The sequence below is a fragment of the Persicobacter psychrovividus genome, assembly GCF_036492425.1.
GTDB classification, from domain to species: Bacteria; Bacteroidota; Bacteroidia; order Cytophagales; family Cyclobacteriaceae; genus Persicobacter; species Persicobacter psychrovividus.
The window spans coordinates 2,456,163-2,472,263 of record NZ_AP025292.1 but is presented as its reverse complement, the minus strand read 5'-3'; the positions used below and the strand labels follow the sequence as shown (position 1 = coordinate 2,472,263).

Genomic DNA, 16,101 nt, shown 5'->3' with positions numbered 1-16,101 from the left:
TCAAGTATTATTTTGACTCAAAATAAATCTGCCCACACTTAAAATCAAACTAAACGGAGATGAAAAAAATTATATTAGCGAGCTTAATGGTGATTTTATGCACGATAGCCTTTCAGGTACAGGCGCAACAGGCCCTAAAGCCTCGAGTGAGTCCCTTGGCGGCGGTGACCATGAAAAATCATGACAGCTATGTGAAGATCACTTACGGAAGGCCAAATAAACGCGGCCGGGAACTGTTTGGCACGCTGGTGCCTTATGGTAAAGTCTGGAGGACGGGAGCCAATGAAGCTACAGAAATCACCCTTACGGGGGATGTGCGTGTTGGCGGAAAAATCCTTAAAGCGGGCACCTATTCGGTGTTTACTGTGCCTAATGAAAAAGAATGGACCATCATTTTTAATAATGACCTTGGGCAATGGGGCGCTTATGATTATAACGAAAACAATGATGTCCTTCGGGTTACGGCTAAGGTAGAACAGCTCGATCAGGTGTATGAGCCTTTTACCATGGAGTTTGAAAACAAAGAGGATGGCAAAGCCAACTGGTTGATCATTTGGGATAAAACCAAGGTGGTGATTCCCGTGGAATTTGCCTGGTAAGACTTTTTTAGGCACAAAAAAAGGTAGCTTCCGTTTGAGGCTACCTTTTTTTATGACCGATTGTCATTGTGATAAGTTGTATTACTTACACCTTGATAACGTTATTTGTTCATCACAAGTTCAGGAGCTTGCCATCCTTTTGCTTTTACACGTTCCAATTGCGCGTAATCCATCGTGAAAGCGTGTGCTGATTGAGGAAGCATATTGATCATCGGATTATTTTCGTCGCCCGACATCTGAATCAAAACCTCCGAAGAATTTTCTGTTTCCCATGCCCAGGATTTTTCCTGTGCCGAGAAAACAAAAGCACCCGTTTCGCCCTTATGTTCACCTGCAATTACTTCAATATCAAAGCGGTTTTGGGAAGCCGTGATGGCGTAAGTGCTATTTTCCCCTTGAACAATTCGTTGTTCTGTTTCATCAGGTCCCATAGTGATGGGATTGTTGCCACCCCAAAATTCAATAGAGTTGAAAATGACTGCATCCAAAAATGCGGTGATGCCATAAACAGGAATGATGTTCAGGCCTACAAAAACCAAGGCATTGATAAATTTATCGCCAATCTGACCATTCCAGTTCCATAATTTTACGGTCAGCTTGAAAGGGCCGTAACAGCTGGTTTGAAATAATCCTGCGCTCAGCATAAAAAATGCCATAAGGTAAGTGGATAGTTTTTTCATTTGAGTGAATTTTGGTTGTGTTTATGATAGTGCACCACAGCGGTGGCCTTATTACTGTGAATTTAGAAAAAAACGTAAAAAATAGATAGTTTTATGCATGATTTAGAGCCTTATGCTGGCTGGTATCAATTTTACGACAGCACAAAAGATATGCTTTCTCCCTTTTACGAGAAAAAGTACAATTTTGATTTGTATTCTGAGACCATTTATGGCTACTATATTGACCCTGCCTGGGATAGTATTGGATCAGAAACGCTTTTTGTTAAAATACTGTATGTTAATTACGAATGGGGTGGAGTGATTATGGAATTTATTGGTGAGTGGAACGACGCCATCAATAATGACATCATGAGCCTGAAAAGGAATATCCTTGAAAGCCTGATGGCAGAAGGGATCAATAAATTTTTACTGATCGGTGAATATGTGATGAATTTTCATGGTTCTGACGACGCCTATTATGAAGAGTGGTTCGAGGAGGTGGAAGAAGGCTGGATAGTCGCGATGAACTTTCGGGAACATGTGCTGGCGGAGATGGACCAATTTCAGATCGGTCAGTATGTAATCAGTGGGCAGGACCTGCAGATGAGCAAATGGCGCACCAGCCCACCACAATTACTGCTGCAGGCGGTGGATGGCCTGGCACGAAAGCGCCTGGGCTGAAGAGCCCCTGATCAGGCTATTTTTTCTACTTCGGCCTCCATCGGAAAAGTGAAGTGATTCGATGTTCCAACCTGCTGAACGACACTTCGCGTACGGTTGTCTTTCAGCTTGCGGTAACGGATTTTTTGATAGCGGAAATCCGAGCCGATCGGGATTTCGCCTACGGTAATACGATCAGCGGAGGCTTCGGCTTGCAAGTTTTTTGCCTGTTGATCCAGAAGCTCAAAGGCCTCCCGTTGTTTTTCTTCCTTGATATGCTGGACAAAAGCGCCTTTGTTGAACTTGTAATTGCGCTGATCGGTGACCCTGTGGGCAAGGGTGTTTTTGTCCAAATGGCGGTCGAGGCGGTAGGCATGTTTGCGATAAATAAAATAGTCGCCTATGGTCAACTGACCGACTTCAAAAAGCCCCACCTCCTTCATGTTCTCAGGGGATGATTGATGAGGATTGAGCGCCTTGAAAAGGGGAGCGTTTTGGGCGGAACTTGCCTTGGGGTTCTCCATATAGTTTTTGACCAGCGGCAGGGCCGTTTCCGAAAAGTGATCATGGTTCAGAAAGGGGACCATCAATTGTTGGAAGGTTCGTTTCCATTCCATCCCGTGCGGGGCAATTTTCTTCCGTTTGCTGCCATATTTCCGAAAACAGTGCCAATGGGCAATTTCATGGATCAGGGTGAGCAGGAACTGCATGGGCTCTAAAGTGGAATTCAGGCTGATCATGGCTCCCTGGGCAGGTTTATAGCTGAAATCACCAAACTTACTCAGCCTGTTTCGGGTGATTTTGATCGAAAAAGGGTCTTTCTTCCAAAGGTCAGCAACAAGGCCTGCAGAGGCTGGCGGGAGCATAGGGCGAAGGTGATTTTCGATCTCTTTGGCATTCATAGGAAATGGAGAATAAATTTATGCGTTAATTGTCTGAAAAATTGTTGAAGACGTATTGAAATCGTTCTATTTTACGTCATTGTAATTTTAAGTCAGTATTCATTCGACACATCCCAAAAATAAATAACTTCCTGATACTTTTATGACCTATCGCCTGCTTTTCACCTTCTTTTTTTTTACGCTGGTTTTATCTGCTTCGGCCCAGCAATATACGCTTACGGGTCAGGTAAACGACGCCCAGGGCGAGGCACTGCCCAATGTAACCATTCTGGTTATTGGCGAAAAGAATGGAACCTATTCTAATAGTGAAGGGAAATTTGAGCTTTCCCTGGCCAAGGGATCGCATCAGGTTCAATTTCAGTCTATGGGCTATGCCCTCAATATTATTCCTGTGGAAATGAAGGGGGATCAGCAACTGAACATTGTATTGCAGGAACAGGCCATTACCCTTTCAGGTGTTAATATCAATTCCGATGCAGAAGATCCTGCCTATTATATTATGCGGAAGGCCATCGGGCTGGCGAAGTTCTACCGTCAGCAGGTGATGTCTTATGATATGCGGGCCTATGTAAAAGGGGGAGCAACGGTCAAGAAAATCCCAGGCATGTTCAAAATGATGATGGATGACGAGGACGAAAAGAAGCTCCTCGATAAACCACTGGTGATGGAATCGGTGGTGGATGTTCATTATCGCCAACCGCAGGAATATCAGCAGAAAGTCATTTCCTACCGCTCGAGCATTCCTGATGCCGACGATCAGGTGGACCCGATGCAGTTTGTAACCACAAGTCTTTATGATGAAAAAACTGACATCATGATTTCCCCACTTTCCCGTAATGCCTTTCAGTTTTACCGCTTCAAATATGAGGGGACTTTTGAGGATCGCGGGATGCAGGTCAATAAAATCAAACTCAGTCCAAAACGAAAAGGGCAGCAATATTATCGGGGCTATATTTATATTGTGGAGAATGCCTGGTTTATTCACAGCACCAATCTAGTGGTGCCAACCTCTTTTGGCGATGTGCACGTGAAGCAACTTTATGCGCCGCAGAATGATGGTGTTTGGATGCCCGTGTCGCTGAAAGTGGATGGCGATATTTCGGTGATGGGGGTTGAGCTCGTCTTTGATTATATGACTTCCCTGAGCAATTACACTGTGGTGCCTGATACCGAAATTCAGGCGCAGATAGCCCATGCGTTGCCCAAAGAGGTGGCAGAAACACTCGTGGATTCTCCAGAGGATACCATAGGGACGATCAATGAACGGACGCGCAATATCCAGCAACTGATGGCCAAAGATGACCTGTCGAACAAGGAGATGCGAAAACTTCAGCGGCTGGTGAAGAAGGAAGCCAAGAAAAATGCGCCAGAGCCACCCCTGGAGATTCGTTCGCAGGTGAAGGTGGATTCCCTGGCACGCCAGCGCTCTGGGGATTACTGGAATACCGTCCGCCCGGTGCCACTGACCATCAAGGAGCAAGAGAGTTTTACGGAAAAGGATTCCATCGTGGCGGTCACCTCGAGCCCTGCCTATAAGGATTCGGTCAAGCAGGCAGAAATGAAATTCCATGCTGGTGATGTTATTTTCGGCAACACCTATAAATACCCAGATCATCGTGCAATACTTCGCTACACAGGCCTGCTGGACAGCCTTCAGTTCAATACTGTGGACGGCTTTAAACTGACATCAGGAATGACTTTCAGTAAGGAAACCAGGGAGCATGAGCAATGGGAATTAGGCATTGCAGGCGGTTATACTTTTGCTCGGAAGGCGCCATTGCTGAAAATGAAATTTGAGCACCATTATGCCCCAAGGCATTTTGGGAGCTATTCGGTTGAAGGAGGGAAGTGGACTTCGGATTACAACCCGTCAACGGGAATGCATGTGTTGGAAAATATCGTCTCCTCCCTTTTTCTCGGGGATAATTACCTGAAATTGTACGAAAAGAATTTCTTGCACTTAACGCATCAGTATGAACCTGTAAATGGGCTGATGGTGGATGTCGGTTACCGTTTTGAAGATCGGCACGTGTTGGATAATTTTTCCTCGACCGTATTTTGGCGTGGTCGTGATGAACGATATACGGCCAATATTCCCGTGGTGGAAGATGGTGGTGCAGATTTGAATTTCGACCATCAGGTGAATATTGTTTCAGTAGGGCTGAAATATACGCCACGACACCGCTACTATTTTACCAAAAAGGGCGTCAAGAAGCACGTCAAGTCCAAATACCCCACCATTGGTGCGCACTACCGCAAAGGCTTTTCCGACAAAATTAATTATGATTTTGCTGACCTGAGCATTGAACAGCAATTTGAGGTGGGCTTTCTGGGGAGCCTGACCTATATGGTCAAGGGGTCGAAATTCCTGAACAATGACAAAATGAGCTTGATGGATTTCTATTATCCCAATACCCGTCGGTTTGAGTTCATTGTTGGGCAGCATCAAAATGGTTTCCGACTGTTGCCTTATTATTTGAACGGGACGGATGATTATGCTGTGGAGGCACACCTGAATTTCAATACCCAGCGCTTGCTTTTGAAGCGGTTACCGATCCTGAACAAAACATTGATCAGTGAAAATATCAGCCTGGATTATATGCAAAACCCATCACTCGATCATTATTTTGAAGTTTGCTATGGGTTACGGCAGATCTTTATGCTCTTATCCGTGGAAGCGGTTGTCGGCTTCAATAAAGGGCAGTATGACAGCTGGGGGATGAAGGTTGGGCTGTCTTTCTAAAGAAAGAAAAAGGTTCGTTGGCCACCTTTATTTTGTGTAAAGGAGACTGATGATCTGCAGCCTGTGCCGTCGGTTTAGCCTTCGGTATTTGGTTGCAGATCAGCAGTCGGCCTGTTATCTATTGGTAGGTCTGAGGTCGATTTCCATGGAATATTCCCCAATCGTAACCATCACCTTGTAGTCACAGTTGCCATCACCGAAATCGATGGTTTTGGTACGGAGTTCGACACCGTCTTTAGTAACTGTTCGGGTTTTAATCCCTGAAACGGGGAAACGTGATCGGCCAAGTTTACAACTGTTGTCATAAAAAAGAGCTTCGTCTTCTTTGATCGTTACCTGATAGGTTCTGTCAAATCGTGAAGTCCCTGTTGCTGTTCCAAATCGGTAGCGCCCGTTGGTGGTTTCGTCGCGCTGTAAATTGATCGTCCATGAGGCATCACGTGTCATTACGCTACCATCAGGAGCCGTAATGATGGCATCTTCCAGCAGCACCGTGAAATTTTGTGCCTCTTTATTCCAGATGGTCTGGCGTGTTCCTTCAATTTTATACCCATTGATATAGAAATCCTCTGGGTAAAGTGTTTTCGATCGTTCACTTGATCGGCGGTCGCCTTCCCAAACGATGGTCAGCTTTCCTTTAAGAATATCGCCGTTGGCGTTCTGCCAGCCATCCTGATAATCGATGATGATACTATTTGTGGTTTCGTCGGTATCAACAGCATAAGCCTGCGCAGTTCTGCTGTTATTGCCATTGATGAGTTCGTATTCTGCGGCATCTTCGATGGAAGCAAAAAATTGATCGACAATTTCTTCGTCTTGTGCCTCTACAAGGTCTTGCGCCAATGCTTCTTCTTCTTCCTCTTCTGGTTTAGGATTGGCCATTTCAGTTTGCTGGCAGGCGGTGAAGGTCATGGCCGCTATCCATAAAATGGCGAGTGATAGGAGGTGTTTTTTCATAATTATGGGTCGATATTTCAGCACCAGTGGTGTGCTTATGGTTAATATTGAGCCTTTTGATGCGCGGTGGCAGAAAAGGTTTAACAAGCATACAAAAAAAGCCGAAAAAAATTCGGCTTTTGGGAATATTTTGATGGCTGAAATTTCGATTGTGTTTAAAACACGCGCTTAATAACTCGGTAATATTTTACTGATGTCATATCCTTTAAACAGCAGGGTTGCCGGGATGACGATGATTTCAATAATGGTGGCAGGGATCATGACTTTTCCGATCAACAGCGGAAGGTCCTTGAAAACCAGTGCGTAAAGTGCAGCGGTCAGTAGCAGGGTAATGCCCTGGCTGATGATCACCATGGGGATGACATTGTGGAGGTGATGTTCGTGATACTGAAAATACAATATAGACACCAGCGCAATGGTGCCAATAAAAAGGATGGGCAGCCCTAAAGCAAGCACCATAACCAATAATCCGATCGAGTTTAATATAAAGCTTTCCATAACAAATCGTATTTGGGGACAAAAAATGATTGATGTGGTACTTTAATATACGAATATCAAAATTAATGAGGTCATTTTTCAGATTAATTGATGATTAAATGCATGAAAATCAACACATAAAAAAACGCCCAACCGAATTGGTGGGCGTTTTAATGATCTTATGCTTTAAATTCAGTATTAAACATTCTGAAGTTTAATCAAGTTCAGGGCCGAGCCAGATTTGAACCACTCGATCTGATTCTCATTGTAAGTGTGGTTGGCCACAATTTCGTCCACCGATCCATCAGCATGAGTTACCTTCAGGGTAAGTGGCTTGTTTGGTGCAAATGCCGTAAGGTCAAGGGTTTCGAAAGTATCATCCTCCTTGATCTTGTCGTAGTCCGCTGGGTTGGCAAACGTCAGGCCAAGCATACCTTGCTTTTTCAGGTTGGTCTCGTGAATACGGGCGAAAGATTTCACCAATACCACCTTCACACCCAAATGACGAGGCTCCATCGCCGCATGCTCACGCGAAGATCCTTCACCATAGTTTTCATCACCGACTACAATCGACGGAATACCAGCCGCTTTATAAGCACGTGCGGTTGCAGGTACCGGGCCATATTCGCCTGTGATCTGGCTTTTCACGGTGTTGGTTTCTTCATTGAAAGCATTTACCGCACCGATCAGGCAGTTGTCAGAGATATTGTCGAGGTGCCCACGGAAACGTAACCAAGGACCCGCCATCGAGATGTGGTCTGTTGTACATTTTCCTTGTGCTTTGATCAACAATTTCATGTTGCTGATTTCTTTGCCATCGTAAGGCTCGAAAGGCGTCAGTAATTGCAGACGTTTGGAGTCTGGGCTTACCGAAACTTCAACACCTTCGCCATTGTCTGCAGGAGCCTGGTAGCCGTTGTCTTCTACCGCAAAACCTTTGGTTGGCAATTCATCGCCTACCGGGGCATCAAGTTTAACCTGCTCTCCTTTGTCGTTGGTCAGGGTATCTGTGATCGGGTTAAAATCCAGACGGCCGGAAATAGCAATGGCCGCCACCATTTCAGGGGAACCTACAAAAGCGTGGGTGTTCGGGTTGCCATCGGCACGCTTGGAGAAGTTTCTGTTGAAAGAGTGGATGATGGTGTTTTTGGCACCATTCTCTGCACCTGCACGGGCCCACTGTCCGATACACGGTCCGCAGGCATTGGTGAAGATTTTAGCATCCAGGTTTTCGAAAATTTCCAACAAGCCATCACGCTCGGCAGTGTAACGCACTTGCTCAGAACCCGGGTTGATCCCAAATTCAGCTTTCGTGGCTAAACCTTTTTCTACCGCTTGTTTGGCGATTGAAGAAGCGCGCGATAAATCTTCGTACGAAGAGTTGGTACATGATCCGATCAGTCCCCACTCAACATCCAAAGGCCATTCGTTTTCTTTGGCCACCTTGCTCATTTCCGAGATTGGCGTTGCGCGGTCTGGCGTAAACGGACCATTAAGGTGTGGCTCAAGGGTATCGAGGTCAATCTCAATCACCTGATCAAAATACTGCTCAGGAGAAGCGTACACTTCTTCGTCAGCAGTTAAATATTCTTTAATTTCGTTGGCAGCATCTGCAACGTCCTTACGGCCTGTGGCTGCAAGATAACGCTCGATAGATTCGTCGTAACCAAAAGTAGAAGTGGTTGCGCCAATTTCCGCTCCCATATTACAGATTGTTCCTTTTCCTGTTGCTGAAAGGGATTTTGCACCTTCGCCGAAATACTCAACGATACAGCCGGTTCCGCCTTTTACAGTCAGAATACCCGCCACTTTCAGGATAATATCCTTAGGGGCAGTCCAGCCATTCAGTTTACCGGTCAGTTTTACACCGATCAGTTTCGGGAATTTCAGCTCCCAGGGCATTCCTGCCATTACATCCACGGCATCAGCACCACCTACACCAATAGCGACCATCCCAAGGCCACCCGCATTTACGGTGTGGGAGTCGGTTCCGATCATCATACCGCCAGGGAAGGCGTAGTTTTCCAAAACCACCTGGTGAATGATTCCCGCGCCAGGCTTCCAGAATCCGATACCATATTTGTTGGATACTGACTCCAGGAAGTTAAATACCTCTGAACTTTGTGACTTTGCATTGGCCAAATCTTTTTCAGCGCCTACTTTGGCCTGAATAAGGTGATCGCAATGAACGGTTGTAGGAACAGCCACACGTGATTTTCCTGCCTGCATGAACTGCAAAAGGGCCATCTGTGCGGTGGCATCCTGACAAGCGATGCGGTCTGGCGCGAAGTCAACATAAGAAGATCCACGCTCATAAGCCTGAGAAGCGTTGCCTTCCCAAAGGTGAGCGTAAAGGATTTTTTCAGCAAGGGTAAGCGGCTTTCCGATATGTTTTTTTGCAGCATCTACACGCTCAGGGAACTTAGCGTAGAGGGCTTTGATCATATCTAAATCGAAAATCATAAAAATGGATTTTAGGTGAAAAGTTAATTGCGATGTTTTACAAGGGTCAAGCAATGTGGCTTCGGCATTTGCCATGAAGCATTTTTTTTGGCAGTCATGATTGATTGAATGTATCGTGCAGGAGCTGCTTACGCCATGTTTTTTAGCGTTTCTTTGCTTGTTCACCGAATTTAATAAAAAACATCAATTAATTAATCAAAATAGATAGAGTTTGACGAATTTATTGTCAGTTTTTTAGCTTAAAAGCGCAAACATTTTCCATGAAAGTATATATCAGACAAGCCCGAGGGTGTACTTTATTTTTGCCTTAATGGGCTTGGGATGTATTAGACAAATAGTTTTACTGATAATATCAGTCGAAAGCTGAATAGGAATGCCGTTTTTGGCGTTTATGCTGTGAATTGCGGAATTTGGGCTGTTTTTGTGACTTAGGGTAATTTTAACGACAATGTCTATTTTAGACTATTGAACAATGATAATTATTCTTTTTTACTTAAATTCTGACCTTAGGGCGCTGATTGAATAGCGGATGCTTGTCGTTGAAATGACGATAATCATGTTTTTGAATGGTATTTATCTAAAAAAAGACAATTTATAATAATTCTAAATAACTATATTTTATATCCCCCCGAGGGCTTTAAATACCTTTATTTCAAACAAATATCAGTGTTTTGGGTGCCCGTTTGTACTTGCCTGATGAAATGCCCGAATTGATCCTATTATGAAATGAATTAAGGTCGTGTTAGATTTGAAATAACCGAAGTCTTTTTTAGACGAAAACATAAAACTCAATGCTTCTTATTAATCGCTATGATGTTGTTTAAAACTTTTTTTTCTCGTTTGGCATTCACGGTGCTGTTGATGCTCAGCTTCACGGCTGGCACGCACGCTCAGGATGCTGCCGGAGGGGACGGACTCCCGACGGACGAGGCATCCATCTCAGCAGGTAAATCTCTTTTTGAGAATAACTGTACCGTCTGCCATGCGGTCCATGAGGTGGTCGTTGGACCAGCACTAAAGAATGTGCACGAGCGGCGTCCGTTGGAATGGCTGCATGCCTTTATCAAAAACTCCCAGAAGGTAATCAAAAGTGGAGATGAGTATGCTGTGAAATTGTACGAGCAGTACAACAAAACAGAGATGACCTCTTTTGATTTCTCTGATGAAGAGATCAACTCCATTGTTGCTTACGTAAAGCAGGAGTCAAGTAAAGCGCCCGTAGTTGCTGATGCCGCGCCGGCAGCAGGAGCCGAAGGTGCTCAGGCAGCTCCTGCAGAAGGGGTGTCTGATTTTGTGATGTATGCCCTGATCATCAACTTGGTGATTTTGGTATTGATCCTGATTGTCCTTGCGATGATTGTTCGAGTATTGACCCAGTACTTGCAGCAGAAATCTGAACTGGACGCCGAGGATCAGGAAATTATCGCACAGCGTTTCAGCCTTGCGAATGTATTCAAATCAAAACCGATGATTGCCATCATGACGATCCTGTTTATTGCAGTGATCACTAAAACGGTTATTGATTCTCTTTTCTATGTTGGTGTTCAGCAGGGTTATGCGCCTACGCAGCCTATTGCATTCTCTCACGAATTGCATGCCGGACAATACGATATTGACTGTAACTACTGTCATACAGGGGTTACCAAATCAAAAAATGCCAACATTCCTTCTGCCAACATCTGTATGAACTGTCATTCGGCGATTAAAACCGACTCTCCAGAGATCCAAAAGATCTATGCCGCAGTCGAGAGCAATCAGCCGATCGAGTGGGTTCGTATTCACAACTTGCCGGATCTGGCTTATTTCAATCACTCGCAGCACGTAAAAGTGGGCGGTTTGGAATGTCAGCAATGTCATGGTGAAGTACAGACGATGGAAGTCGTTAAGCAGGAAGCTCCTCTTACGATGGGCTGGTGTATTGACTGTCACCGCAAGACGGAAGTCAATAGCAAAGGCAATGCTTACTACGATAAGTTAGTAGAGCTTCACGCAGAGCATAGCAAAGAGCCTATGCGTGTTGAAGACATTGGCGGCTTAGAATGTTCTAAATGTCATTATTAGTAGCGATGGTGTTGACTGCCCCCGGTTGGGCAGTGTTGAACCACATACTATAACTACACAACAATGGAAAAAACGAATAAAAGATATTGGAAAGGGATCGAAGAGTTGAAAAACGATCCTGAGTTCGTTAAGCATGCTGATAAGGAATTTTCGGAATACTTACCGATCAACGAATCCAAGCGTGCAGGCGATGAGGGCGGACCTTCCCGTCGAGATTTTTTGAAAATGATGGGCTTTTCCGTGACCGCAGCAGCTTTGGCCGCTTGTGAGGCACCGGTAAGAAAAGCAATCCCATATTTGAATAAGCCTGTGGATGTAGATCCAGGGAAAGCCAACTACTATGCCTCTACCTATATGCTGGGTGGTGATTACGCATCGGTAGTGGTAAAAACCCGCGAGGGTCGCCCGATCAAATTAGCAGGTAACAAGCTTTCGAGCGTTACACTTGGTGGTGTAAATGCACAGGTGGAATCTTCTGTGTTGAGCCTTTATGACAAGCACCGCTTCACGGCACCACAAAAAGGTGGGCAGCAGGTGAGCTGGGCTGATCTGGATAAAGAGGTTACCGCTGGACTGGAGAAAATCGCCAGTCAGGGTGGAAAGATCGCTTTGGTGAGCCATTCGATTATCTCGCCAACGACCAAGAAGGTGCTGAATGCTTTTGCTGCCAAATATGGTAACGTAGAGATGGTTTCTTATGATCCTGTTTCTGTAGCCGCAATTGCACAAGCCAACGAATGGTCTTTCGGCCGCAAGGTGGTCCCTTCTTACGACTTCTCGAAAGCAGAAGTGATCGTAAGTTTTGATGCCGACTTTATGAATAATTGGGTGAATCCAATTGCGCATTCAGCTCAATATGCAGCGACGAAAAAAGTAACCAAAGAAGATAGAAACATGTCGCGCCACTACCAGGTGGAAGCGAACTTGTCGATGACCGGCGCCAATGCGGATTACCGCTCGGCTGTACAGCCATCGATGATTCCTGTGGCAGTCGTGAATCTTTACAATGCCATTGCCAAAAAGGCAAACCGCCCAGCGGTTTCAGCAGGTAAAGCGAACGTTTCTTATTTTGATAAAATGGCCAAGGACCTTTGGGCAGCCAAAGGGAAATCATTGGTAGTAGCAGGAGTAAATGATCCTTACGTTCAGGTATTGGTGAACGGTATCAATGAGATGCTGGGCAACTATACCACCACGATCAACCTGAATCAGCCTAACCTGACCCGCCAGGGAGATGATATGGCTTTCGGTGCTTTCGTGAAAGGATTGAACGGTGGCCAGTATAAAGGGGTGTTCTTCCTGAACTGTAACCCGGTTTATGATCACGCTCAAGGGGCGGCGATCAAGGCAGGATTGAAAAAGGCCAGCCTGACCGTTTCTACTTCAGACCGAAAAGATGAAACCACTGAGGCGGTAACTTATGTTGCTCCGGATCATCACTTTTTGGAGCAGTGGAATGATGCGGAACCTGTTCCGAACTTCTACTCTTTGGCTCAGCCAACGATCTCGCCATTATTTGCCACACGCCAGATGCCGGAATCCTTCCTTGCATGGGCAGGAGAGAAAACAGACTATTACACTTATCTTCAAAATAACTGGAAAGCGACTTTGTTCCCGATGCAATCGGAGCAGGCGGACTTCCAGATGTTCTGGGATAAAACATTATACGACGGTGTATTTGAGCCTGCTAAAGGTAAAAATGCTGCCGAAGCCATTCCGTTTACAGGAAACCCAGTAGTGTGCGCCAAGAAAGTGGCCGCTACTTACAAACCTGCAGCGGTTGAATTGGCGATCTATACCAAATTCGGTATCGGTACTGGTGTTCAGGCCAACAACCCTTGGTTGCAGGAGCTTCCTGATGCGGTAACGAAATCGACTTGGGACAACTACGTGACGGTTTCACAGGCGATGGCGAAGGAATTCGGCATTGAAATGTTTGAGGGAGATTCTCAGATGGTGGAACTGACGGTTGGTGGTCAGAAAATGAACGTGCCTGTAATGGTGCAGCCAGGTCAGGCCAAAGGGTCGATCGGTTTGGCATTGGGTTACGGACGTACCGCTGCCGGCCGTGTGGCTGACGGTGTAGGTGTTGATGCCAACCCATTGGTAACGATGGTTAACGGCTTTGCCAATTACTATATCACCAAAGGGGTTTCTTTGAAGCCAACCGGTGAGAAGTACCGCATTGCACAAACCCAGACGCACCATACTTACATGAATCGCCATAATGTGATTCAGGAAACAACTTTGGCCGAGTATCAAAAAGATGCTTCAGCGGGTCGTGTGAGTCCTGAAATTACCACTGTGGACGGTAAAGTAAAACCAAATGCAGTAACGCTTTGGAACGGTCATAAATATGAAAATCACCACTGGGTGATGGCCATTGACATGAACGCCTGTAATGGTTGTGGTACTTGTGTGGTTTCTTGTAATGTAGAAAACAACGTGCCTGTTGTGGGTAAAGAAGAAGTATTGATGCGTCGTGAAATGCACTGGTTGCGTATCGACCGTTACTATTCTTCTGATGCGGACCCATCAGACCATAAAGGACTTGAGGAGGCTTCTGATAACCCAGAGGTTACATTCCAGCCTATGATGTGCCAGCACTGTAATAACGCTCCTTGTGAGACGGTTTGTCCGGTGGCTGCAACAACACACTCTTCGGAAGGTCTGAACCAGATGACTTACAACCGTTGTATCGGTACGCGTTACTGTGCGAACAACTGTCCGTACAAAGTACGTCGATTCAACTGGTTTAAATACCACGACAACACGCAGTTCGATAAGAACTTGTCGATGAATAACGATTTGGGTAAAATGGTATTGAACCCGGATGTTACCGTTCGCTCGCGTGGTGTAATGGAAAAATGTTCTTTCTGTGTGCAGCGTATTCAGGCAGGTAAACTGAGTGCCAAAGCAGAAGGTCGCCGCATTGAAGACGGAGAAGTAACCACTGCCTGTGCAGCGGCTTGTTCGGCTGGGGCGATTGTGTTTGGTGATATCAATGATCCAAACTCGCAGATTTCAAAAACTTTGAAATTGAAGAAAGAGCGTACGGATAAGGTGGAAACGATTGTTGAGGTAGGCGAAGAGCGTGCATACAATGTCTTGGAAGAGATTAATGTATTGCCGAACGTGTTCTACATGACCAAAATCCGAAATAAAGACAAAAAAGAAGTAGTTCAGGCTTAAAAATATTTTAGATATGCAAGTAACATCACCTGTTCGCGAGCCCTTAGTTACCGGTGGAAAAACCATCCACGACGTAACCGAAGACGTTTGCTCGCGTGTGGAACAAGCCCCGACGAAATCGTGGATGGTGGCCATGGTAGCCTCCATCTCTTTGCTGCTTTTCGGCTCCTATTTTGTGTACCGTACCCTTTGGGACGGTATCGGAATGTGGGGACTGAACAAGACAGTTGGTTGGGCCTGGGATATCACCAACTTCGTTTGGTGGGTAGGTATCGGACACGCCGGTACCCTGATCTCAGCAGTATTGTTGTTGTTCCGCCAGAAATGGAGAACCTCAATTAACCGTGCGGCCGAGGCCATGACCATCTTTGCCGTAATCTGTGCGGCCATGTTCCCATTGGTTCACATGGGCCGTGTATGGATCGGTTTTCTTTGGGCTTTGCCTTTACCGAATACCTTTGGTTCACTTTGGGTGAACTTCAACTCGCCACTTTTGTGGGACGTTTTCGCGATCTCGACTTATTTCTCGGTATCGCTGGTATTCTGGTACATCGGCTTGATTCCTGATTTCGGAACCATCCGTGACCGTGCAAAGAACCCAATCTCTAAAGCCATCTACGGTGCCTTGTCTATGGGCTGGAGTGGTTCAGCTAAAGCCTGGATGCACTATGAAGCCGTTTCATTGATCTTGGCTGGTCTGGCAACACCATTGGTATTGTCGGTACACACCATTGTATCTTTTGACTTTGCGACTTCTGTTATTCCTGGATGGCATACTACCATCTTCCCGCCATACTTTGTAGCCGGAGCAATTTTCTCTGGTTTTGCGATGGTATTGACGCTGATGTTGGTTACCCGTAAGGTGTATAAATTGGAAGACTACATCACCATGACGCACATCGAGTACATGAACTACGTGATTATCACGACCGGTTCTATCGTAGGTTGTGCCTACATCACGGAGTTCTTCGTGGCATGGTACTCAGGTGTAGAAGCCGAGCAATATGCATTTATTAACCGTATGACTGGTCCTTATTGGTGGGCTTACTGGTCAATGATGGCATGTAATGTTATATCTCCTCAAGCTTTTTGGTTTAAGAGAGTTCGTCGTTCATTGAAGCTGACATTCATTTTGTCGATCATCGTGAACATCGGTATGTGGTTTGAGCGTTTCGTGATTATCGTAACGTCTTTGCACCGTGACTTCCTGCCTTCATCGTGGGCAATGTTCTACCCAACGCGGTATGACGTAGGCTTCTACCTGTTCACATTCGGTCTGTTCTTTACCCTGTTCTTTGCTTTCGCGAAGTTCTTCCCGGTAATTAATATGGCGGAGGTGAAGTCTGTTTTGAAATCTTCTTCTGGTGAAATCGCTGACAAGAAATAAT

Annotated in this window: 11 protein-coding genes; 6 read left to right on the top strand and 5 right to left on the bottom strand. The window is 45.6% G+C overall.

Annotation, left to right across the window (positions count from 1 at the left end; all coding sequences use genetic code 11):
* The first annotated feature begins 59 nt into the window (after positions 1-59).
* A complete protein-coding gene (locus AABK40_RS10575; protein ID WP_338397017.1) occupies positions 60-599 on the top strand; it encodes a DUF2911 domain-containing protein in 540 nt (179 codons plus the stop codon).
* A 101-nt stretch (positions 600-700) separates the two neighbouring features.
* On the opposite strand, the gene AABK40_RS10570 is transcribed toward AABK40_RS10575, so the two are convergent.
* Entirely contained in the window at positions 701-1,279 is a 579-nt protein-coding gene (locus AABK40_RS10570) for a DUF3332 domain-containing protein (RefSeq protein ID WP_338397016.1), read from the bottom strand.
* Positions 1,280-1,372: 93 nt separating this feature from the next.
* Here AABK40_RS10570 and AABK40_RS10565 point away from each other — a divergent pair, with 93 nt between their 5' ends.
* A complete protein-coding gene (locus AABK40_RS10565) occupies positions 1,373-1,939 on the top strand; it encodes a hypothetical protein (RefSeq protein ID WP_338397015.1) in 567 nt (188 codons plus the stop codon).
* 11 nt (positions 1,940-1,950) lie between these two features.
* On the opposite strand, the gene AABK40_RS10560 is transcribed toward AABK40_RS10565, so the two are convergent.
* Complete coding sequence (locus tag AABK40_RS10560; RefSeq protein ID WP_338397014.1) at positions 1,951-2,820, bottom strand: SprT-like domain-containing protein; 870 nt, start codon at positions 2,818-2,820, stop codon at positions 1,951-1,953.
* A gap of 142 nt (positions 2,821-2,962) precedes the next feature.
* Here AABK40_RS10560 and AABK40_RS10555 point away from each other — a divergent pair, with 142 nt between their 5' ends.
* Entirely contained in the window at positions 2,963-5,563 is a 2,601-nt protein-coding gene (locus tag AABK40_RS10555) for a DUF5686 and carboxypeptidase regulatory-like domain-containing protein (RefSeq protein WP_338397013.1), read from the top strand.
* A 114-nt stretch (positions 5,564-5,677) separates the two neighbouring features.
* Here AABK40_RS10555 and AABK40_RS10550 read toward each other — a convergent pair whose 3' ends face one another.
* From AABK40_RS10550 to AABK40_RS10540, 3 genes are all read right to left on the bottom strand, one after another.
* Complete coding sequence (locus tag AABK40_RS10550) at positions 5,678-6,520, bottom strand: hypothetical protein (RefSeq protein WP_338397012.1); 843 nt, start codon at positions 6,518-6,520, stop codon at positions 5,678-5,680.
* 168 nt (positions 6,521-6,688) lie between these two features.
* Positions 6,689-7,018 (bottom strand): hypothetical protein, encoded by a 330-nt coding sequence (locus tag AABK40_RS10545; protein ID WP_338397011.1) that lies wholly within the window; start codon positions 7,016-7,018, stop codon positions 6,689-6,691.
* A gap of 177 nt (positions 7,019-7,195) precedes the next feature.
* Positions 7,196-9,460: an aconitate hydratase gene (locus AABK40_RS10540; RefSeq protein ID WP_332919958.1), complete on the bottom strand. Its 2,265-nt coding sequence runs from the start codon at positions 9,458-9,460 to the stop codon at positions 7,196-7,198.
* An 810-nt stretch (positions 9,461-10,270) separates the two neighbouring features.
* Between AABK40_RS10540 and AABK40_RS10535 the strand changes: the two genes are divergently transcribed.
* From AABK40_RS10535 to nrfD, 3 genes are all read left to right on the top strand, one after another.
* The gene (locus AABK40_RS10535) at positions 10,271-11,521 is read left to right on the top strand and encodes a c-type cytochrome (RefSeq protein ID WP_332919957.1); all 1,251 of its coding nucleotides are present in this window, start codon (positions 10,271-10,273) and stop codon (positions 11,519-11,521) included.
* Positions 11,522-11,584: 63 nt separating this feature from the next.
* Positions 11,585-14,713 carry a TAT-variant-translocated molybdopterin oxidoreductase gene (locus AABK40_RS10530; protein ID WP_338397010.1) on the top strand — a complete coding sequence of 1,043 codons (3,129 nt, stop codon included), beginning with the start codon at positions 11,585-11,587 and terminating at the stop codon, positions 14,711-14,713.
* Between the two features lie 13 nt (positions 14,714-14,726).
* Complete coding sequence (gene nrfD / locus AABK40_RS10525) at positions 14,727-16,100, top strand: NrfD/PsrC family molybdoenzyme membrane anchor subunit (protein ID WP_338397009.1); 1,374 nt, start codon at positions 14,727-14,729, stop codon at positions 16,098-16,100.
* Position 16,101: the final 1 nt, after the last annotated feature.